15 protein-coding genes are annotated in these 19,043 nt (G+C 74.5%); 8 read left to right on the top strand and 7 right to left on the bottom strand.

The features are described 5' to 3' along the window. Positions 1–48: 48 nt before the first annotated feature. On the bottom strand, positions 49–1,758 hold the full coding sequence (locus OG422_RS19350; RefSeq protein ID WP_405743881.1) for a succinic semialdehyde dehydrogenase: 1,710 nt from the start codon (positions 1,756–1,758) through the stop codon (positions 49–51). A 206-nt stretch (positions 1,759–1,964) separates the two neighbouring features. Next, positions 1,965–2,687, bottom strand: coding sequence for a hypothetical protein (locus OG422_RS19345; protein WP_405743880.1), 723 nt, complete (start codon positions 2,685–2,687; stop codon positions 1,965–1,967). A 196-nt stretch (positions 2,688–2,883) separates the two neighbouring features. On the opposite strand from OG422_RS19345, the gene OG422_RS19340 reads away from it, so the two are divergent. From OG422_RS19340 to OG422_RS19330, 3 genes are all read left to right on the top strand, one after another. Continuing rightward, positions 2,884–3,909, top strand: coding sequence for a hypothetical protein (locus OG422_RS19340; protein ID WP_405743879.1), 1,026 nt, complete (start codon positions 2,884–2,886; stop codon positions 3,907–3,909). A 316-nt stretch (positions 3,910–4,225) separates the two neighbouring features. Continuing rightward, entirely contained in the window at positions 4,226–4,888 is a 663-nt protein-coding gene (locus OG422_RS19335; RefSeq protein WP_405743878.1) for a response regulator, read from the top strand. A 2-nt stretch (positions 4,889–4,890) separates the two neighbouring features. Next, entirely contained in the window at positions 4,891–6,276 is a 1,386-nt protein-coding gene (locus OG422_RS19330; protein ID WP_405747899.1) for a sensor histidine kinase, read from the top strand. Between the two features lie 36 nt (positions 6,277–6,312). On the opposite strand, the gene OG422_RS19325 is transcribed toward OG422_RS19330, so the two are convergent. Further along, complete coding sequence (locus OG422_RS19325) at positions 6,313–6,675, bottom strand: STAS domain-containing protein (protein ID WP_405743877.1); 363 nt, start codon at positions 6,673–6,675, stop codon at positions 6,313–6,315. A 475-nt stretch (positions 6,676–7,150) separates the two neighbouring features. On the opposite strand from OG422_RS19325, the gene OG422_RS19320 reads away from it, so the two are divergent. Beyond that, positions 7,151–7,732 carry a sigma-70 family RNA polymerase sigma factor gene (locus OG422_RS19320; RefSeq protein ID WP_405743876.1) on the top strand — a complete coding sequence of 194 codons (582 nt, stop codon included), beginning with the start codon at positions 7,151–7,153 and terminating at the stop codon, positions 7,730–7,732. Then, entirely contained in the window at positions 7,729–9,132 is a 1,404-nt protein-coding gene (locus tag OG422_RS19315) for a zf-HC2 domain-containing protein (RefSeq protein ID WP_405743875.1), read from the top strand. Before OG422_RS19320 ends, OG422_RS19315 begins: the two co-directional genes overlap by 4 nt. A gap of 103 nt (positions 9,133–9,235) precedes the next feature. On the opposite strand, the gene purU is transcribed toward OG422_RS19315, so the two are convergent. Continuing rightward, positions 9,236–10,159, bottom strand: a complete 924-nt coding sequence (gene purU / locus OG422_RS19310; RefSeq protein WP_405743874.1) for a formyltetrahydrofolate deformylase — start codon at positions 10,157–10,159, stop codon at positions 9,236–9,238. A gap of 48 nt (positions 10,160–10,207) precedes the next feature. Next, complete coding sequence (locus tag OG422_RS19305; protein WP_251076864.1) at positions 10,208–10,657, bottom strand: SCO4402 family protein; 450 nt, start codon at positions 10,655–10,657, stop codon at positions 10,208–10,210. Between the two features lie 180 nt (positions 10,658–10,837). Here OG422_RS19305 and OG422_RS19300 point away from each other — a divergent pair, with 180 nt between their 5' ends. Then, on the top strand, positions 10,838–12,184 hold the full coding sequence (locus tag OG422_RS19300; RefSeq protein ID WP_405743873.1) for an ABC transporter substrate-binding protein: 1,347 nt from the start codon (positions 10,838–10,840) through the stop codon (positions 12,182–12,184). Between the two features lie 170 nt (positions 12,185–12,354). Here OG422_RS19300 and OG422_RS19295 read toward each other — a convergent pair whose 3' ends face one another. Then, complete coding sequence (locus tag OG422_RS19295) at positions 12,355–14,103, bottom strand: hypothetical protein (RefSeq protein ID WP_405743872.1); 1,749 nt, start codon at positions 14,101–14,103, stop codon at positions 12,355–12,357. Between the two features lie 276 nt (positions 14,104–14,379). Continuing rightward, on the bottom strand, positions 14,380–15,771 hold the full coding sequence (locus OG422_RS19290; protein ID WP_405743871.1) for a transcriptional regulator: 1,392 nt from the start codon (positions 15,769–15,771) through the stop codon (positions 14,380–14,382). Positions 15,772–16,367: 596 nt separating this feature from the next. Here OG422_RS19290 and OG422_RS19285 point away from each other — a divergent pair. Continuing rightward, positions 16,368–17,174: an ABC transporter ATP-binding protein gene (locus tag OG422_RS19285; protein ID WP_405747897.1), complete on the top strand. Its 807-nt coding sequence runs from the start codon at positions 16,368–16,370 to the stop codon at positions 17,172–17,174. Continuing rightward, complete coding sequence (locus tag OG422_RS19280) at positions 17,171–18,808, top strand: transporter (RefSeq protein WP_405743870.1); 1,638 nt, start codon at positions 17,171–17,173, stop codon at positions 18,806–18,808. The genes OG422_RS19285 and OG422_RS19280 overlap by 4 nt, the downstream gene beginning before the upstream one ends. Positions 18,809–19,043: the final 235 nt, after the last annotated feature.

The following is a 19,043-nucleotide window of genomic DNA, read 5'->3' as shown; positions in this document are numbered from 1 at the left end:
TCCTGGGTGTGGGCGGGCGGGGGCCGCGGTGGGTCCCCGCCAGAGGCATCAGGGCTGCCGGAACGCCTTCATCGCCCTGAAGTAACGGGTCATCAGGTCGGCATACTTCTCGTCGGTCAGGCCGAAGGTCGGGCCGAGCGGCATCACCCGCTGCTGGGCGATGGTCTGCGCCTCGGTGTACTTCAGGACGCCCTCGGAGCCGTGGCGGCGGCCGAGACCGGAGTCGCCCATGCCGCCCATGGGCGAGCGGACACTGCCGTATCCGGCGGCGTACGCCTCGTTGACGTTGACCGTCCCGGCGCGCAGCCGGGCGGCGACGGCGCGGCCGCGGCGGGAGTCACGCGTCCAGACGCTGGCGTTGAGGCCGTACGGCGTACCGTTGGCCTGGGCGACGGCCTCGTCCTCGTCCTCGAAGCGGTAGACGGAGACGACCGGGCCGAAGGTCTCCTCGGCGCAGACCGTCATCGACTCGCCGACGCCGTCGAGGACGGTCGGCTCGTAGAAGTACGGGCCGATGTCGGGGCGGGCACGGCCACCGGCGACGACGCGGGCGCCCTTGGCGACGGCCTCCTCGACATGGCGGCTGACGGTCTCCAGCTGACGGGCCCCGGTCAACGAGCCCATGTCGGCGCCGTAGGCGAGCTGGGTGCCCAGCCGCATGGCGCGGGTGCGGGCGGCGAAGCTCTCCAGGAAGGCGTCGGCGACGGAGGCGTGGACGTAGAGCCGCTCGATGGAGATGCAGCACTGGCCCGCGGAGGAGAAGCAGCCACGGACGGCACCGGCGGCGGCCTTCTCGACGTCGGCGTCCGCCAGCACCAGCATGGCGTTCTTGCCGCCGAGTTCGAGGGAGACGCCGATGAGGCGGGCCGCGGCGCTCTGGGCGACCTCGCGGCCGGTGCGGGTGGAGCCGGTGAAGGAGACGTAGTCGGCATGGCGTACGACGGCCGGGCCGACGACCGGGCCCTCGCCGATGACGACCTGCCAGACGTCCTCGGGAAGGCCCGCCTCGATCATCTGCTGCCGGGCCCACAGGGCGGTCAGCGCGGTCTGCGTGTCCGGCTTCGTGACGAGGGCGTTGCCCGCGACGAAGGCGGGCAGGGCGTCGCCGGCGGACAGCTCCAGGGGGTAGTTCCAGGGGGCGATCTGGCCGACGACGCCGCGCGGCTGGCGCAGCTCACTGACCTTGGTCAGGATCGGGAGGGCACCGGTGTGGCCCTTGGGGCGCAGGTACGCGGGGCCCTTGCGGCCGTAGTGGCGGGCGGCGACGACGACCGCCTGCACCTCTTCGTAGGCGTGCAGCCGGGTCTTGCCGGTCTCCAGCTGGATGAGGTCGAGGACCTCGGCCTGCCGCCGCAGCATCAGGTCGTGGAAGCGGAGCAGCACCGCGGCGCGCTGCTTGAGGGGGACCCTGGCCCAGCGTTCCTGGGCGGCGCGGGCGCGGTCGAAGGCGGCGGCGACGTCCTCGGGGGTGGACTCGGGCAGATCGGCGAGCTTCTCGCCGGTGAACGGCGTGTGGTTGGCGGTGCGGCCGCTGCCGACGGCGCCACGGACGAGCTGCGCGACGACCTCCGGGGCGACGACGTCGGCGGCGGTGCGCGCACCGGGCACGGCGGCGGCGACGGGGTTGCCGCCCTCGGGTGCGGAGAATGTGGCGGCAGGCGCCCCGGCGGGCGCGGGCACGGCCGCGGCGGGCGCCTCGGCGGGCGCGGCCGCCTCGGGTTCGGCGTCGACTGTTCCGGTGTCCTGCGAGTCCGTCATGCGGGCGAGCGTAATGGGGCCGCGACCGCTTTGTGTATCCGACGGTAACGCCTTTTCGGCGCCGCCCGAACGGCGCCAGTGGTGGATGGCTGCAACGGTGCTGGTCAGCGACGATGTGGGGGTACGGGGCCGGGTTCGGGTCCGGGTCACCCTCGGGCGTGTCCGTAAAGTCCCGTCGCGAGCCAAGGGGGACTTTACGGACACCCTTAAGGCCCGTCGAGGCGGAGCCGGTCGCGGGCGCCCCGGAACACCGCGCGGCCGACGTGCTCGGCGGCCGGGACCCGGGGCATCTCCACGTACAGGTCGTAGGAGCGGCCGGTCGCGGTGGTGGTCAGGAGCTGGAGCCGTCGGGTCCTGGTGGGGGTCTGCGGCGAGAAGGTGTACGTGGCGTCCAGGAGGAGCGCGGGGCGGCCCCGGAAGCGGGTCGGCTCGGTGTACACCTCGGCGTCCGGCCAGTACTCCCGCAACCGCGCCACCTCTTGGACGCCCCAAGCGGTCAGCGCCCGGGGGCGGTGGGCGTAGGTGGTGAGCCGCAGCCGGTTGCTGTCGTCCCCGGGGACGACGTACTCGACGATCCGGCTGCCCCGGCGGCGGTACGAGGCGTCGCCGTCGTCGTGCACGACCGTGGCATACGTGGTGGGGACGGCCGACCAGGCGCGGAGCTTGCGCTCGTGGTGAACCTCCCAGTCGAGGACGACGGGGGTGGTGGGCGAGGGCGTGGGGGCGGCGCGTGGCGGGCTGGACACGCCGGGGGCGGTGCGGCGTGCGCCGTCCGTGCCGAACGGGCCCGCGGCACTGACCAGCACCGCGGCGAGCGCCGCCACGACACCCGCGGCGAGCGTCCCCACGGCGATCCGGCCGCGCCGGGTGAGGCGGACGCCGCCGTGGTGCGCGGCCCGGCCGTCCGGCGCCTCCCCCGTTTCCGTCATGGCCGCATCATGCCAGCCCGCGGCGGGAGTTCGGCGTCCGCGGCGCCTTCGGACGCCGGGCCCGGGGGAAGCGGTGCCCACGCTCCGACACGGCAGGGAACCTCCCCCGCCGCTCCTGCCGTCCTTGGCACAGTGAGGCTGCGGTACGGGACGGTCCGGTTATCGCGGCCGGCGGGCGGAGCGGGGGGTCTGGGGCATGGTGATGCAGGACGACGGCGCGGTGGACATCCGCCCGGATCCCGATCCAGGCCGGGCCGACCCGGCGCACCGGGGCCGCTACCGCGCCGCGGGGCTGTGCCTGGGGCTCCTGGGGCTGGCGATGGCGGGCTGGACGGTACGGGGCGTCGCCCAAGGGGGCGGCGGCGTCTGGGACTTCGTCGAGGAGCTGTTCCACCCGACGTTCCCCGGGGCGGTGCCGGTGCTCGGACCGTACGAGTGGGCGTTCACGGCGGCGTTCCTCGGCGTCGCCGGTCCTGCGCTGGCCGGGCGGCGGGCGGCGCGGGCGGCGGCGCTGCTGCTCGGCTGGGTGCTGCTGGTGGCCGCCCTGCGGGAGGCCGTCGGCCTGTGCGACGCGGCCTACCGCGCCCGGTACGTGACCGCCCCGGAGTGGGGCTGGCTGCTGGCCACCCGGTGCCTGGGGCTGGTGACCGCCCTGGTGGTGCTGGGGGCGCTGCTGCCGGTCGGGGACGCGCGCCGGGGGGCGTCCGGCGAACCGGACGCGCCGCCGGGCGCCCGGCGACGCCCCTCACGGATCTGCGGGGTGCTGTTCCTGGTGATGGGCGTGGTCCAGCTGGCGTGGACGGTGCGGGGGCCGATGCTCGCGTTCGGGCACCCGGGGCGGTTCCTGCGGGCGGCCGTCGACGCATCCGCGACGGGCACGGTGGGGCTCGCGGCGCCCCCGGAGTTCGCCTCCGCGGGCGCGGTGCTGGTCCTGCTGATCCTGGGGGCGCTGGCCTGGGGCGCCCGGTGCGACGTACGCAGCGCGCTGCTCGCGTACGGGGCGGTGCAGCTCTATCTGACGGTGCGGTCGGTGGTGCAGCTGGCCGTGACCGACTACTTCAACCGGTCTCTGGAGACGCCCCAGGGCGCGCTGTGGCTGGCGACGACGGCGTACGGCCTGGCGGCGATGACGTCGGTGGTGGTGCTGTCCTCGGGGCGGCCGGGCGGGCCGTACGGCGGGGCGCGGGGCGAGAGTCTGCGGACGGCGGCCGCGGGGCGCTGAGGGGCGCGGGACGGCGCGGGCGGGCGCCGGTGCGGGCGACGGGGCCCGCGCAGAGGCGGCCGCCGCGTGTGGGGGCCGCGGCGGCCGTCGCTGTGAGCTGCGCCGCCTCCGGTGCCGGTGGCCCGGTCGGTGGTGCAGCATGAAGGCACTCTGCCGGTGTACGCCCCGGTGAGGCATCGTCCCGAGGTCCCGGGCGTACCCCCGCCGGTCGGCGGGGGTACGGGGCCGCCGGAGGGCGGCCTCCCGGGGCGGGCGGGGCGCGGGTGCGGCCGGTGGGCGCGCCCGGCGGGAACGTGCGAGGAGAGAGGGGCGCCCGGTGATCCGTGTCGCTGTGGTGGACGACGAGCGGCTCGTCAGGTCGGGGCTGCGGATGATTCTGGGCACCGCCCCGGACATCGAGATGGTCGCCGACTGCGGCGGCGCCGAGGCCGTCGGGACGGTGCTGGGCAGCGGTGCCGAGGTCGTCCTGCTGGACATCCGGATGCCGGACGTGGACGGGCTGACGGTGCTGCGGCAGCTGCGTGCCGCCCCCGAGCCCCCGGTGGTGGCGATGCTGACCACCTTCGACGCCCAGGAGTACCTCACCGCGGCGCTGCGCGAGGGCGCCGCCGGTTTCCTGCTCAAGGACTCCGAGCCGGAGCAGCTGGTGCGCGCGGTACGGACGCTGGCGGCGGGCGGCAGCGTGCTGGACCCCGGGGTGACCCGGGCGGTGATCGGCGGCTATCTGACCGCCGAGGACCAGGCCGCCGCGGCGCGGGCCGTGACGGGCCTGACGCCGCGGGAGTCGGAGGTGCTGGCGCTGCTCGGCGAGGGGCTGGCCAACGCCCAGATCGCGGACCGGATCGGCCTCGCGCCCAGCACCGTCAAGGACCACGTCCGGGCGCTGCTGGGCAAGTTGGGCGGCCTCAACCGCATCCAGGCGGCGATCGTCGCCGACCGCGCGGGCCTGGTCGCCCGTATACCCCGCGGGACGTGCTGACGATGGCGGGCACGGGGCAGGCGCGGCAGGCGCCCCCTTCCGGGGAGGCGCCGGGGGCACAGAAGGGCCACGGCGCGCCGGGGGCGCTCGACGACCGGCTTCCGGCGGTGCCCGGGGCGCGGGGGCACGATCCGGCACCGGGGGCGCGGACCGCGGCCGTCGCGGCGGGGGCGCGCGGGGGTCCGGGTGCGCGGGTACCGCGGTGGCTGCGCCGGGCCGCCCCGGTGGCCGTCCCGGCGCTGCTGGGGATCGCCGACGCGTTCCTCGTCAACGGGCTCCATCTGCTCCTGGAGCTGGCCGTGTCGCTGGTCGCGGCCGCCGCGCTGCTGCTGCGCCGCCGCTTCCCGCTGCTGGTCTTCCTCTTCACGCTCCCGGGGCTGTACATCGGCTACATCTGGTTCGCGCCGATGATCGCGCTCTACACGGTGGCGGCGCGGCGCCCGGGGCGGTTGCGGCTGGGGATCTGCGCGGCGCTGCTCATCGCCGCGCACTTCTTCCCGTATCCGCTCTCGGATCTCGAACCGACCGCGTACCGGGAGAACGCCCTGGTGCTGATCGACGCGTGCGTCACCTCGGCGGCGCCGATCACCCTGGGGCTGCTGGTGCGCACCCGGGGCGAGCTGGCGGCGCGGGTCGAGGAGCTGACCCGCAGTCTGCGCCGCGAGGACCGGCTGCTGGCCGACCGGGTGCAGGCCACCGAACGCGCCCGGCTGGCCCGGGAGATGCACGACGTGGTCGCCCACCAAGTCAGCCTGATCAGCCTCCAGGCGGGCGCCGTGCAGGTCAGCACGGGTGACGAGGCGGCCCGGGACGGGGCGCGCACCATCCGGGAGCTGTCGGTGCGCACCCTGGAGGAGCTGCGGCACATGGTCGGCGTGCTGCGGACGGCCGGCGGCCCGGAGGAGGCGCGCCGCCCGGCGCCGCAGCCTGACCTGGCGGAGCTGCCCCGGCTGATCGGGATGAGCGGCCTCGACGTGACGTACGAGCCGGGCGTGGTGGCGGGCGCACGGGGCGCGCAGACAGTGGAGCGGGCGGCGTTCCGTACCGTCCAGGAGGCGCTGACCAATGTCCGTAAGCACGCCCCGGGGGCGCGGGTCCTGGTCCGGATCGATCCGCTGGAGGCACCGGACGCCGGGCGGGCCACGGACGCGGCGGTCACGGGCGGCCTACGGGTGGAGATCCGCAACGGGCCACCGGACGCCTCGGCTGCGGCTCCGGCGCTACCGGGCGGCGGTCACGGACTGGTGGGGCTGCGCGAGCGGGCGCAGAGCCTCGGCGGGACGCTGGAGACGCGTCACACCTCCGAGGGCGGCTTCGTCGTCCGCGCACAGTTCCCGTACCGGGCGGAGCCCCCGTACGGGTCGGACACCCCGTACGGGTCGGGGTGACGGCCCCGGGGGGCGCGCCGCCCAGGGGCGCCGGGCTCAGGCCGAGAGTGGGGCGGCGGTTTCGTCCACGGCGGTGTGCAGGTCCGGGTAGACCTCGAAGAGTCGGCGGACGCCGAGGGCGGCGAGGACGCGGTTGACGTGCGAGCCGTCGACGGCCCCCTGGGCAGGGAGGATCAGCCGGAGACGGCCCTGACAGGAGCGCATCAGCCGGCGGGCGGCGATGAGCACGCCGACGCCGCTGGAGTCGCAGAACCGGACCTCGGACAGGTCGAGGACGACGTTCCGCCGGCCGTCGGCCACCGCGTCGTGGACGTGCTGGCGCACCGCGGGCGAGGTCACCAGGTCCATCTCGCCGGACACCTGGAGGACGGCCCACCGGCCCTGTTCGTCTTCTGCCACCTTCAACGACACGCGCTCGAAGCCCTTCGCTCGCTTGCGGACCGGATGCTCCCGGACATATCCGGAACACACCCTTCCCCGGCTCGACTGCCCGGCCTCTCTCCCCTGAAACACTGCGGAATGCGTGGCGCACTGGGCCGTTCCCGTCCAAGGCTATGCCCAGCGCGCGGTCACTCTTTGCCGAATTTCGGTCACACCCCGGTAACGCATTCTCCGAATTGGGCGGGATCGATCTTCTTCGAACCCGCCTGACCGGGCATTCCCACCCCAAAGTGACGACTCTTCTACCATCCGCACCCTTGTTCCGGGGCGGTTTGCCGCAAAGAAACGTGCGGTGTCGCACCCCCCGACTACATTCGGTGGCGCGTCCCGCCCGCGCGGGCGGGATGCGGGCAAGGAATTGACCGCACGACGGCGCGTCCGGCCGCGCCACGAGCGGTCCGTACGACGGCGGTGAAGGACGGGACAGGGTCCGATGGCGAGGGACGCACCACCACGCGGGGACAGACGGATGCAGCAGCGGCTCGCCCGCGGCGAGGCCGCCGCGCTCGGCGAGCTGTACGACCGCTTCGCCTCGCTCGTCCACAGCCTCGCCCACCGCGTCCTCGGTGACGAGGACGCCGCCGACCGCGTCACCCGCGAGGTCTTCGGCTACATCTGGGAGAACCCGGACGCCTACAACCCCAAGCAGGGCTCGCTGCGTTCCTGGGTCGCCACGCTCACCCAGCGCCAGGCCGTCCACCGGCTGCGCCAGAACGAAGCCGTCCTCACCCGGGACGACGGGGCCGCGCCCGCCGAGGTCGAGCGGAAGATCCAGGACGCCTCCACCGCCGCCCGCGCCGACTACATCGTCACCTCCATGCCCGCCCCGCTGCGCGACGCCCTGGAGCTGGCCTACATCCATCGGCGCGACTACCGCCAGACCGCCACCGACCTGGGCGTCACCGCGGACGAGGCCCGCCGCAGGCTCCGCCTCGGCCTCCAGCTGCTGTCCACCGCCCACCACCAGAAGCTGCCGCCCGGCGGGCCCGGCGAAGGAAACGGAGGGCCCTGGTGAACAGCCCGGAGGAATGGGAGGGGTATGGCTGCGAGGACGCGTACCCGCCGCGCCACGACGGCCCCGGCGAGCCGCCCGGCACCGGCGCCGCCCCGGGCCCGCCCGCGGCCCGGCCCCGGATACCGTCCCCGCGCGCCGCGGCCGAGGACCACGGCCCGCTGCCCGACGGCCCGCCCCCGGAGCGCGCCGCACCGAAGCCGGGCCCCACAAGACCCGCGCCCGCCGAGGGCCCTCCCCCGGGCGCCCCGGCGGCCCCCGGTGACGCCGCACACCCCGGTGACGGGCGGCCCGAACTGCCGCACCGCGTGCTGACGTCGCTGCTCGGTGCGTGGGCGCTGGCCGCCTGCTCGGCCGAGGAGACCGCCGCCGTCGAGGCACACCTCACCGACTGCGCCTCCTGCGCCGACGAGGCGCTGCGGCTGCGGGACGCCGTCGGCCTGCTCCACCCCGCCGACAACCTCGACCTCGATCCGCTGCTGCGCTCCCGCGTCCTGGAGGGCTGTCTGGGCCGCCGCCCGGCACGTATCCCGCTGCCCGAGTGGGCCGCGCCGTACGACGCGGAGACCGCCAAGCTGGACGCCCTGCTGCGGGACATGGGCGACGCCGAGTGGCGCGCCCCGGTGCGGCTGCGATGGTTCGACGGCGAACGGCCGGTGCACCGCGAGACCACCGCCGCCGGAGTGCTCGGGCATCTGCTGGCGGTCGACGGCCTGGTCGCCGCATCCCTGGGCCTGCCCGATCCGCTCGGCGACGCCGCGCCCGCCGGAACCGCCGGGCCCGGTGACCGCACCCGTGCCCTGTGGCGCACCCTCGGCGAGGCGCCCCGGACGCCCGCCCTCCACCGGCCGTGGCGGGAGCAGAGCCATGCGCTGATCCGTACGGCCTCGTTCGCGGGCGGCGGGGTGAGCGACCTCGCGGTGCCGTACGGGCCGGTCCGGCTGCCGCTGCGCGACGCCTTCCTCGACCGGGCCTTCGGCTGCTGGCTGCATGCCGGTGACATCGCCGACGCGGTCGCCTATCCGCACAAGGGCCCGGCCGCCGGTCATCTGCACAGCCTGGTGGATCTCGCCGCCCGGCTGCTGCCCCGTGCGCTCGCCCGCCGCCGCCAGGCCGGGCTCGCCGGGCCACCCCGGGAACTGGTGGCGGCCGGTTCCCCGGGCCGGACGCTCCATCTGGAGATCGAGGGTGACGGCGGCGGCCACTGGTACATAGCTCTGGACTCCCCGGCGGCGGTCGGCTCGCCGGAGCGCACGGTGGCCCATCTCGCCCTCGACGGCGAGGAGTTCTGCCAGCTGGCGGCCGGGCACATCGTCCCGGACGAGGCCGCCGCCGGTTCGGACGGCGAACGCGAGGCGGTCCGCGACGTCCTGTACGCCACCGCCTCCCTCTCCCGTCTTTGAGCGGGCCCCGTCTCTGAGCGGGCCCCGTCTCTGAGCGGGCCCCGTCTCTGAGCAGGAAAGGGAGGCGGTCACCGGGCGGGCCGAGGGCGCGCCCGTCGGACGGCTAGGCGAACACGACCGTCCGGGTGCCGTTGAGCAGCACCCGGCGTTCGCTGTGCCACTTCACCGCGCGGGACAGCGCCTGGCACTCCACGTCCCGGCCGATGGCGACCAGTTGGTCGGGGGTGACGCCGTGTCCGACCCGCTCGACCTCCTGCTCGATGATCGGGCCCTCGTCGAGATCGGCGGTGACGTAGTGGGCGGTGGCGCCGATGAGCTTCACGCCGCGGGCGTGCGCCTGGTGGTACGGCTTGGCGCCCTTGAAGCTCGGGAGGAAGGAGTGATGGATGTTGATGATGCGGCCGGACAGTGCCGTGCACAGATCGTCGGAGAGCACCTGCATGTAGCGCGCCAGCACCACCAGCTCGACCCGCTCGGCCCGTACCAGCTCCAACAACTCCGCCTCGGCCTGCGCCTTGGTCGCCCTGGTCACCGGGATGTGGCGGAAGGCGATGCCGTACGAGGCGACCAGCTCGGCGAAGTCGGTGTGGTTGGAGACGACGGCGGCGATCTCGACCGGCAGCGCCCCGGTCCAGGAGCGGAACAGCAGGTCGTTGAGGCAGTGGCCGAACTTCGACACCATCAGGACGATGCGCATCTTCTCGTCGGCGCGGTGGATCTGCCAGTCCATCCGGAACGAGTCGCCGACGGCGGCGAAGCTGGCGCGCAGCTCCTCCACACTGTCCGGGGTGTCCGCACTGAAGTGCACGCGCATGAAGAACAGCCCGGTGTCGCGGTCGCCGAACTGCTGACTGTCCTCGATGTTGCAGCCCGTCATGAACAGGAAGCTGGACACGGCGTGCACGATGCCCGGCTTGTCCGGGCAGGACAGCGTCAGGACGTACTGGTCGGTGGGACGGCCCTGGCCGGAACCGCTGGGGACGGACCCGTCGTTCGGGCCGGGCGTGGAGGACTGCGACTCGCTCATGACCCAACAGGGTCGCATACCCGGATACCCCCTGGGCGTCCCATCGGCTCAGGCGCCGACCGCGGCACCACCGGTCACCTGTGCCAACGCCTCCAGCGACAGCGGCGGCGCGTCCGGATCGTCGCCGTCCGCCCGGGCCAGCCGGACATGCGCCTCGCGCGCCGCACGGACCGCCTCGGGCCAGGCGGGGTGCTCGACGTACGCGGTGACGGGTGAGTCCGCGCCGACCTGGTGCATGATCCGCAGCACCCGCAGCACGGTGGCGTCGACGAGCGCCGCCTCCTGGGTGTCGCGGAAGATCGTGCCGACGTATTTCTCCGCGGACCAGTTGTCCAGCCAGGTGTCCTCGACGAGCCGGTAGACGGCGTCGGTCACATCTCCGTACCCGGGGCGGCCGGCCAGCCAGGTCTCCTGGTGGAATCCGGGATCGGAGAGCATGTGCAGCGCGGAGCGCACATTGCTGCGCCAGCGCCACCACGGCATGTCGTTGTGTGGCATGCCGTCCATGGTGGTCGAGCGGCGGCCGCGACGGGAAGACTTCTCCGAACCTTGCACAGTATTCGATCGTACGTTCCTTGTTCCCGATCACCTATCGCCCCCTGGAGTTCACCTCACCGTCACCCTCCGCTGTCCTGGAATCACTCAGGCGTTTCGGGCGGACCGCGAGGCTCCCCAACCATGACCGGACGGCGCCGCCCCTCCTCCCGCCCCTTCCCGACCTCCTCCGCACGGACCACCGCCCGGTGGGCGGCCGGTACGGCGGCGATGGCGTCGCTGCTCACGGGCTGCGGCTCGCTGCCGGGCACCGCGTCCGCGCAGAAGGCGCCGATCACGGTGATGACCTGGGCCCCGGAGGGCACCAGCGCCACCAACATGCCCGGTATGCCGGCGATGGCGCAGACGTACGCCCGCTGGGTCAACGCCTCGGGCGGCCTCGCCGGTCACCAACTCAAGGTCCTGACCTGCAACGACCACAACGACTCGGTGGGCGCGACCCGCTGCGCGCAGCGCGCGGTCGACGAGGGCGCGGTCGCGGTCGTCGGCTCCTACAGCCAGTTCGGCCGGTCGTTCATGTCGCCGCTGGAGGTCAAGGGCGTCCCATACATAGGCGGCTACGGCGCCTCCGACGAGGAGTTCGAGAGCCCGCTGTCGTACCCGGTCAACGGCGGTCAGGCGTCGCTGCTCGCCGGGAACGGCCGCCAGCTGGCGCGCGACTGCGACCGCGTCGCCCTGGTGCGGCCCGACACCATCGAGGGCGACCAGATGCCCTCCCTCCTCGACTCCGGTCTCCAGCAGGGCCGCCGGTCGCCGGTCACCGACATCCGGGCGCCCGAGGACGGTACGGACTACTCGGCCGAGGTGCGGCGCGCGCTGGACGCCGTCGGCGCCGACCCCGCGCGCTACGGGATGGCGGCGTACGGCGGCGAGGCGCCGGGCTCCTGCGTGACGGCATCGCTGGGCGACCACACCGACGCCTTCTTCGACTCCTTCCGGCGGTTGCAGCGGCAGAGCCCGAAGGTGCATGTCGCCTCGGTGCTGGGCAGCGTCGGGCAGGCGCTGGTCAACCGCACCGGCGGCCGGTCCGGGCCGCTGGAGGGCGCGCTGCTCACCGGCTGGTACCCGGCCGCCGGGGATCCGCGGTGGAACCCGATGCGCAAGGTCATCAACGCGCACGCCTTCGGCGACAACCGCGTCGACCCGGCCGACCAGGGCGTTCAGACGACGTGGATCGCGTACACGGTGCTGCGCGCGATGGTGGAACAGCTCGACGCGTACGGGGTGGACGAGATCACCCCGTACGCGCTCCAGAAGGTGCTGGACCGGGGGAAGCACCCGGTGGACACCGGCGGGCTGACGCCGAAGCTGCGGTGGCGCGCGGAGGACATGCTCGCCGTGCAGGACTTCCCGCGGATCGTGAACGGGACGGTGATGTACCAGACGGTCGCGGACGGCCAGGTCCTCGCCGCGTCCGACGGTTTCGTGAACGTCACCGGGACGCTGGAGCGGCGGCGCACGGACAGGTAGGGGGCGCGCCGGCGGGAGCGGGCGCCGGGGGCGTACGGAACGGGCGCGGGGCCTATGCGGGCGCCCCCGGGGGCCGTGGCCGGACGGGGCTCACCGGGGCGCCGGGAAGCGCCCGGCGGCCCCGGCCGGTCGCTCAACGCGCACCGGCCCGATGGCACCCGGCCGATGGCTCAGAGGTCACCCGCCTGGTGCGTCCGCAGGCCGTACTTCTGGGCGATCGGGTTCCAGAGACCGGCCGCCTGCTCCTTGGCCTTGGTGGCCGCGCCGCTGGCCGCGGTGCCCTGGGCGGTGTGGCCGGTGTTACGGGCGTGGCCCTTGTGGCAGCCATGCTTCCCGGCGACCTGACCGGCCCACGCCGCGTAGTGGTTGTCGGCGGCGGCCGACGACTTCCACGCGGTGGTCAGGGCGGCGGTCAGCTCGGCATGCTGCGGGAGCTTGTCGAGGGGCAGCCCCTGGAGGCGGCTGACCAGCTGGTTGCGCTGGTTGGCGGCGTCCTTGAGGTTCTTCGCCGCGCCCGGGAGGTTGTCGCAGTTGCCGATGTTCCGGACGGCGTTGATCACGGCGGACCGGCTGTTGTTGCTGTCGCCGAGCAGCGCGTCCAGCTTCTTGGCCTGCTCCGCGGCCGGGTCGACGGTCGGCGACGGCGGCGCGGTGTCCTTGGGAGCCGCATCGGCCGCATTGACCTTGGGCTCCCCCTTCTTCGTCTCGTCGTCACCGCTGAGCGCCCAGCCCAGACCGAGCCCGGCGCCCGCGAGCGCCACCACGACGATGCCGGTGATCACGACCGGGCTCAGACGCCGACGGCCGCCCGGCTCGTCGCCGTACCCCGGCTGCGCGTCGTGGCCACCGGACGGGAAGCCGTGCCGACCGCCCCCCGGCCCGCACGGCGGCGGGGCCTGGTCGTCGAAGCGCGGCAGCTGGGCGGTGGCGTCGGGGGCCGGGGGCGGGGCGGCGGCACCGGAGTCGGCGCGGAACAGGCCCTCGAACTCGGCCGGGGTGGGCCGCTCCGCGCCACCGGGCTGCGCGCCGAACGGCGCACCGGACTGCGGCGCGGGGGCCCCGGCGCCGACCGGCGGGATCAGCTGGGTCGCCTCGGAGTCCCCGGGGGCGGCGGGCGGCGCGGCCGCGCGGTTACGGGGCGGCTTGATGCTGCGGAGCATCTGGGTCGACTCGCCGGGCGTCTCGGGGCGGCCCGCCGTCTCGGGCGGCAGCGGCGCGGCGCCGGGCGTGGGCTGCGCGCCGACCGGCGGCAGCAAGGTGGTGGAGTCCGCGTCGCCCGCGACGGGCGGCAGCGGCGCGGCCGGCTGCGGGGTGGCCTTCACCAGCTGCCCGGTCAGGCCCTGCCGTCCCGGGGCCGCCACGGCGCCCTCGGGCGGCAGCGCGCCGGGCATGCCGAAGGGCGGGATCAGCGCCGTCTCCTCGGCGTCCGACACGGCGGGCGGCAGCTGGCCGGCCCCGTGCCGGGGCGCGGTGGGCGGCATCGGCGGCTGCCCCTGCGGCGGGGGCGGGAACGCCGGGGTCTGCTGGGGTTGTGCGTACGGCTGGGGCTGCTGCGACGGCTGGCCCGGCCCGTAGCCCTGGTGCTGCTGGGCCTGCGGGGGCTGCTGCGGGGGCAGGCCCTGACCGTACGTCGTCGAGGGCAGACCCTGACCGTGCGTCGGGGCCTGGCCCTGACCGAAGCCCTGGGACGGACCCGGATACTGCCCGGATATCTGCCCCTGGGGCTGCTCGGGGGACTGACCGTACGCCTGCGGGCTCTGCTGGTCGGGGCCCCAGGGCTGCCCCCAGGGCTGCCCGGCCGGGGGTGCGGCCTGCTGGGCGGGCGTCCATGTCTCGCCGCCCGCGGGCAGCACCACACCCTCTTGCGCGGGGCCGCCCGCAGCATTCTGCGGGTCGTGGCCCTGTCCGCTCTGCGTCACCGGGACTCCTACCTCTGCAGACCTACGGAATCGTCGGCTCACGCTACCGGTTCGCCGACACGTTCGACCACGTCCCCTGGTCACCCCCGCCGCCCGGCCCTGAGACAGCGACCGGACCGGCGCCCCCGGGGAACGCACCGCACGCCCCCGGGGCACCGGTGCCCCGGATCTGCACATTCGTCGCATTTCTCCGGCCCGTTGACGCCTACGCAGAACGGGTCCGCGGCACCACGCACCAGGCGCGGCACCGCGGACCCGTCCCGGGGCCCGGCGTTCTCACACCGCGACGCGCAACTCCAGCCGCGCGCCGAACTCCCGCACCACCGGCTCGTCCCGGTACGGCTCGACGCGCTGCCGGAAGTCGTCGAGGTACTCCACGCCCCGGTGCGAGCGCAGTTCGCCGAGCAATTCCGCGGCCTCGGTGGCGGTGTGGCAGCCCTGTTCGACCTCGCGCTGCTGCACCTGCGCCCCGGCCAGCAGCACCATGCCGATGGCGCGGCGGCGCACCCGGGTGCGCGGATGGCCCTGGAGCGCCAGACGGGCCTGCTCCTCGGCGGCGGCGGCCTGCCCCAGATCGCGGTGGCAGTGAGCGAGTTCGTCGGCCAGATAGGCCCGGTCGAAGTGGCCGATCCAGTCCGGGTCGTCGCCCGCGTCGCCCTCGGCCTCGGCGCGTTCCATCGCGGTCAGCGCGCGGGCGGCCACCGACTGGAAGGCCCGGCCGTCCCCCATGAGCGCATGGCCGCGCGCCTCCGCGGCGCAGAACATCGCCTCGGCGCGCGGGGTGATCCGGCCCCGCGCGCCCTCCTGCGCGGCCCGCGCGAGCTGGGAGATCTCGCGGGGGGTACCCAGTTCGGCGGCGAGGTGGCTCATGCTCGCGGCGAGTACGTAGCCGCCGTACGCGCGATCGTCGGCGGCCTGCGCGAGGCGGAGCGCCTGGATGTAGTAGCGCTGCGCGAGACCGGGCTGCCCGGTGTCGACCGCCATGTAGCCGCCGAGTTCGGTCAACCGCGCGACGGCGGCGAAGAGTTCCCGCCCCACGGACTCCCGGTAGGACCCGGCGAGCAGCCCGGAGACGACGCTGTTGAGGTAGTGCACGACGACCGGCCGGACGTGGCCGCCGCCGAAGCGGTGGTCGAGGTCGCCGAGCGCCGTGGTCATGGCGCGCACCGCCTCGACATCGGCGCGCCCCACCCGGGCGCCCGCGCTGCGCGCCACCTGGGGGTCCGCCCCGGTGATCAGCCAGTCGCGGCTGGGCTCGACCAGCGCCGAGGCCGCGACGGAGGAGCCGTTCAGGAAGTCACGCCGCCCGACATCGCTCCGCCACAACTCGCTGACCTGCTCGATCGCGCCGAGCACGGTCGGGGAGAACTGCAGCCCCACACCGGACGCGAGGTTCTTGCCGTCCGCCATGCCGATCTCGTCGATGGTGACCGTGCGGCCGAGCTTGCGCCCCAGGGACTCCGCGATGACGGCGGGCGCGCGGCCGCGCGGCTGTTGCCCGCGCAGCCACCGGGCCACCGAGGTCTTGTCGTAGCGCAGATCGAGGCCGTGTTCGGCGCCGCACATGTTGACGCGGCGGGCCAGTCCCGCGTTGGAGCAGGCGGCTTCCTGGATCAGCGCCTGAAGCCGCTCGTTGGGCTGGCGAGCGACGAGTGGCCTTGCGGCCATGTTGGTACCCCCTGTTGCGGCTGTGCGTTCACCGGTGAACGCCGTTCGGAGTGATTGGTTGTGGTCAATTCCCCGCTTATTCCCGGATATCCGGGAGATTCCGGAAACCGGCGATACGGGTGAGGCGTGCGGTGCGGGCGGGTGTGTCAGGTGCGCGGAGTCCGGGTGACGGCGGCGTCCGCACGGGGCGCCGCGGCGCCGGGTGCGTCCCGGTGCTCTCCACGGCCCTTCGCCCCCACGGTCCGCACGCCGCGATCCTGCTCGCCCCGGCGGGCGGGTCGCTACCCCGCACCCGGCTCACCACCGCTTCGCGCCCCCGTCGATGCCTCCATGCGCCCCAGGTGCCGGTAGGTGCGCCCGGGACACGCGTTTCTCCCGTCCCTCTTTCCGGTCCCTCCGGGCGGTACGGGTCGCCCCGGGGCCGTTCATACGGCAGGGCCCCGGGACCGCCCGCCGTTCGTCGCCGCCGGCGGGCGGTCCCGGCCCGCTGTCAGTCCCGGTCCGTATCGTGAAGGAGGACGGGGGCCGGCCGGCCTCTGCGGGGACGTCGAAGGGCTGGACCGGTGACGAACGGAACGGAGAAGAGCGGGGAGACGGTGGCCGCGCCATCGAAGGACGGGGCGTCCGAAGGCGTGCCGGCGGTGCAGATCCGCGGGCTGACCAAGCGCTTCGGGACGCAGACCGCGGTGGCCGGTATCGATCTGACGCTGCCCGCGGGCCGCTTCATCGGGCTGGTGGGGCCGAACGGCGCGGGCAAGACCACCACGCTGTCCATGGTCACCGGGCTGCTGCGGCCGGATTCCGGCGAGGTCCGCATCGGCGGGCACGACGTGTGGCACGACCCGGTGGCCGTCAAGTCGCGGATCGGGGTGCTGCCCGAGGGTCTGCGGCTCTTCGAGCGCCTGTCGGGCCGTGAACTCCTCGGCTACATGGGCAGGTTGCGCGGGCTGACCGGCACCGAGACCGACAAACGCGCCGATCAGCTGCTGGACATCCTCGGCCTGTCCGGTGCGCAGTACAAACTGGTCGTCGACTACTCCACCGGTATGCGCAAGAAGATCGGGCTGGCCGCCGCGCTGTTGCACAACCCTGAAATCCTCTTCCTGGACGAGCCGTTCGAGGGCGTCGACCCGGTGTCGGCGCAGACCATCCGCGGCGTCCTGGAGCGGTACACCTCCTCCGGGGCGACGGTGATCTTCTCCAGCCATGTGATGGAGCTGGTCGAATCGCTCTGCGACTGGGTCGCGGTGATCGCCGCCGGACGGATCCGGGCGGACGGCCCGATCGCCGAGGTGCGGGGCGACGCGCCATCGCTCCAGGAGGCGTTCCTGGAGCTGGTCGGCGCCGGTCACCGCACCCGCGCCGGGCAGAACCTCGACTGGCTGGGGGGCGGCTCCCGATGAGTGCCGGATTCGCACCGGGCGCCCCGGGGCAGTCGGCCTCGCCCGCGCTGACGCCGCTGTTCGTCCGCCTGAAGCTCGCCCTGCTCCGCAACGGGCTGCGCCGCTCGCCGGGCCGCGCCGCCGCCTACGTCGCGTCGATACTGGTGGGCGTGGTGTGCGCCGCCGGGGCGACCACGGGTCTGGTGCTGCTGCGCGGGGTGGCGCACGTCGACGCGCTGGCGGTGCTGCTCACCGGGTTCCTGACGCTGGGCTGGGCGGTCATGCCGCTGTTCTTCCCGTCCGGCGACGAGACGCTGGACCCGACGCGGCTGGTGATGCTGCCGCTGCGGCCCCGCCCGTTGATCGTGGCGCTGCTGACGGCGTCGCTGGTGGGCATCGGGCCGTTCGTCACCCTCGCGCTGGCCACCGGCGCGGCCGTCGCGGTCGCCGACGGCACGGCCGCCACGGTCGTCGCGGTGTGCGCCGTTCCCCTGGTGGTGCTGGTCTGCGTGGCGCTGGCGCGGGCCGTCGCCACCGCGTCGATACGGCTGCTGACGAGCCGCCGGGGCCGGGATCTGGCGGTGCTGGGCGGCCTGTTCGTCGCGCTCGGCGGGCAGGTCGTCAACATCGCCGCGCAGAAGCTGGGGCGGCCTGACGGGCTGTCCGTCCTGGAGCCGGTCGGTGAGGTGCTGCGCTGGGTGCCCCCGGCGTCGGCAATGAGCGCCGTGGCGGACGCGGGCCGGGGCGCCTGGGGCCGGGCCGCCGTCGGGCTGGCGCTGACCGTGCTGGCACTGGTGCTGCTGTTGTGGTGGTGGCAGCGGATGCTGACCACCCTGATGACGTCGCCCGACGCGTCGACGCTCCAGCCGGTCGAGAAGGACGGCGGGCGCGCGGCGAAGGGCGGCGCACGGGGCCTGGCCCGGCTGCTGCCGGACGGCCGGACGGGCGCGGTCATGCTGCGGACGCTCCGCTACGCCTGGCGCGATCCGAAGTCGAAGATGAGCTGGGCGACGTCGCTGGGCGTGGGGCTGCTGGTGCCGGTCGTCTACGCGGCGCAGGGCAACGGCACGGTCTACACCGCGTTCGTGGCGCCCGCGCTGCTCGGCATGCAGATGTACAACCAGTTCGGGCAGGACACCTCGGCCTTCTGGATGGTCGCCGCCACCCTCGCCACGCCCCGCGACGCCTACCGCGAACTGCGGGCCCGCGCCTTGGCGCTGTGTCTGGTCGCGGTTCCGTACGTCACGCTGGTGGTGGTCGGCACCGTCGCGTTCCTCGGCGCCTGGTCGTCGCTGGTGGAGATCTACGGGCTGTCACTGGCGCTGCTCGGCGCGCTGGTGGCGACGGGCGCGCTCACCTCGACGCTCTTCCCGTACTCCATCCCGTCCGACGGCAACAAGAACATCGGGCCGGGCCAGGCGTCCATCGCCTGGTTCAGCCTCTTCGGCGGCCTGCTGGCGGGCACGGTCCTCAGCGCACCGCTGCTGGCCCTGACCCTCTGGCTCCACCTGGCGGGCCACCACGGCCTGCTGTGGATACTCCTGCCGGTCGGAGCGGCCTACGGCACGGCGATGGCCCAGGTGGGACTGCGGATCGCGGCGCCTGTGGTGGTGCGGCGGGTGCCGGAGATCTTGGCGGCGGTGCGGAAGGGGTGAAGCGGAAAGGGTGAAGGGGCGGGGTGGTCGGTTGCCCCGCCCGGCGTCCCGGCCGGCGCCCCGCCCCCGATACGCCGCCGCCCACGCCCTGGAGCCGCTGTGCACCAGTAGTTATCCACAGGCTCCGACGGCGTCCGCGCGTGAGAGGTAGCGTCAGGGCGTCATGCGGAACGAGGGGGTGGGGGCGATGCGTCGAGGCGCGCTGATGCTGGTCACAGGGTGGTTGACGGTGCTG

The organism is Streptomyces sp. NBC_01525 (assembly GCF_045040405.1).
In the GTDB taxonomy this organism is placed as follows: Bacteria; Actinomycetota; Actinomycetes; order Streptomycetales; family Streptomycetaceae; genus Streptomyces; species Streptomyces benahoarensis.
This window is presented reverse-complemented; position numbering and strand designations above follow the sequence as displayed.

What these genes read in the sequence shown, in the direction of transcription:
- OG422_RS19280 (WP_405743870.1), top strand. Translation starts at nt 17,171, where the DNA reads ATGAGTGCCGGATTCGCACCGGGCGCCCCGGGGCAGTCGGCCTCGCCC.
- OG422_RS19330 (WP_405747899.1), top strand. Translation starts at nt 4,891, where the DNA reads ATGGCGGGCACGGGGCAGGCGCGGCAGGCGCCCCCTTCCGGGGAGGCG.
- OG422_RS19320 (WP_405743876.1), top strand. Translation starts at nt 7,151, where the DNA reads ATGGCGAGGGACGCACCACCACGCGGGGACAGACGGATGCAGCAGCGG.
- OG422_RS19340 (WP_405743879.1), top strand. Translation starts at nt 2,884, where the DNA reads ATGGTGATGCAGGACGACGGCGCGGTGGACATCCGCCCGGATCCCGAT.
- OG422_RS19305 (WP_251076864.1), bottom strand. Translation starts at nt 10,657, where the DNA reads ATGCCACACAACGACATGCCGTGGTGGCGCTGGCGCAGCAATGTGCGC.
- OG422_RS19345 (WP_405743880.1), bottom strand. Translation starts at nt 2,687, where the DNA reads ATGACGGAAACGGGGGAGGCGCCGGACGGCCGGGCCGCGCACCACGGC.
- OG422_RS19350 (WP_405743881.1), bottom strand. Translation starts at nt 1,758, where the DNA reads ATGACGGACTCGCAGGACACCGGAACAGTCGACGCCGAACCCGAGGCG.
- purU (WP_405743874.1), bottom strand. Translation starts at nt 10,159, where the DNA reads ATGAGCGAGTCGCAGTCCTCCACGCCCGGCCCGAACGACGGGTCCGTC.
- OG422_RS19290 (WP_405743871.1), bottom strand. Translation starts at nt 15,771, where the DNA reads ATGGCCGCAAGGCCACTCGTCGCTCGCCAGCCCAACGAGCGGCTTCAG.
- OG422_RS19300 (WP_405743873.1), top strand. Translation starts at nt 10,838, where the DNA reads ATGACCGGACGGCGCCGCCCCTCCTCCCGCCCCTTCCCGACCTCCTCC.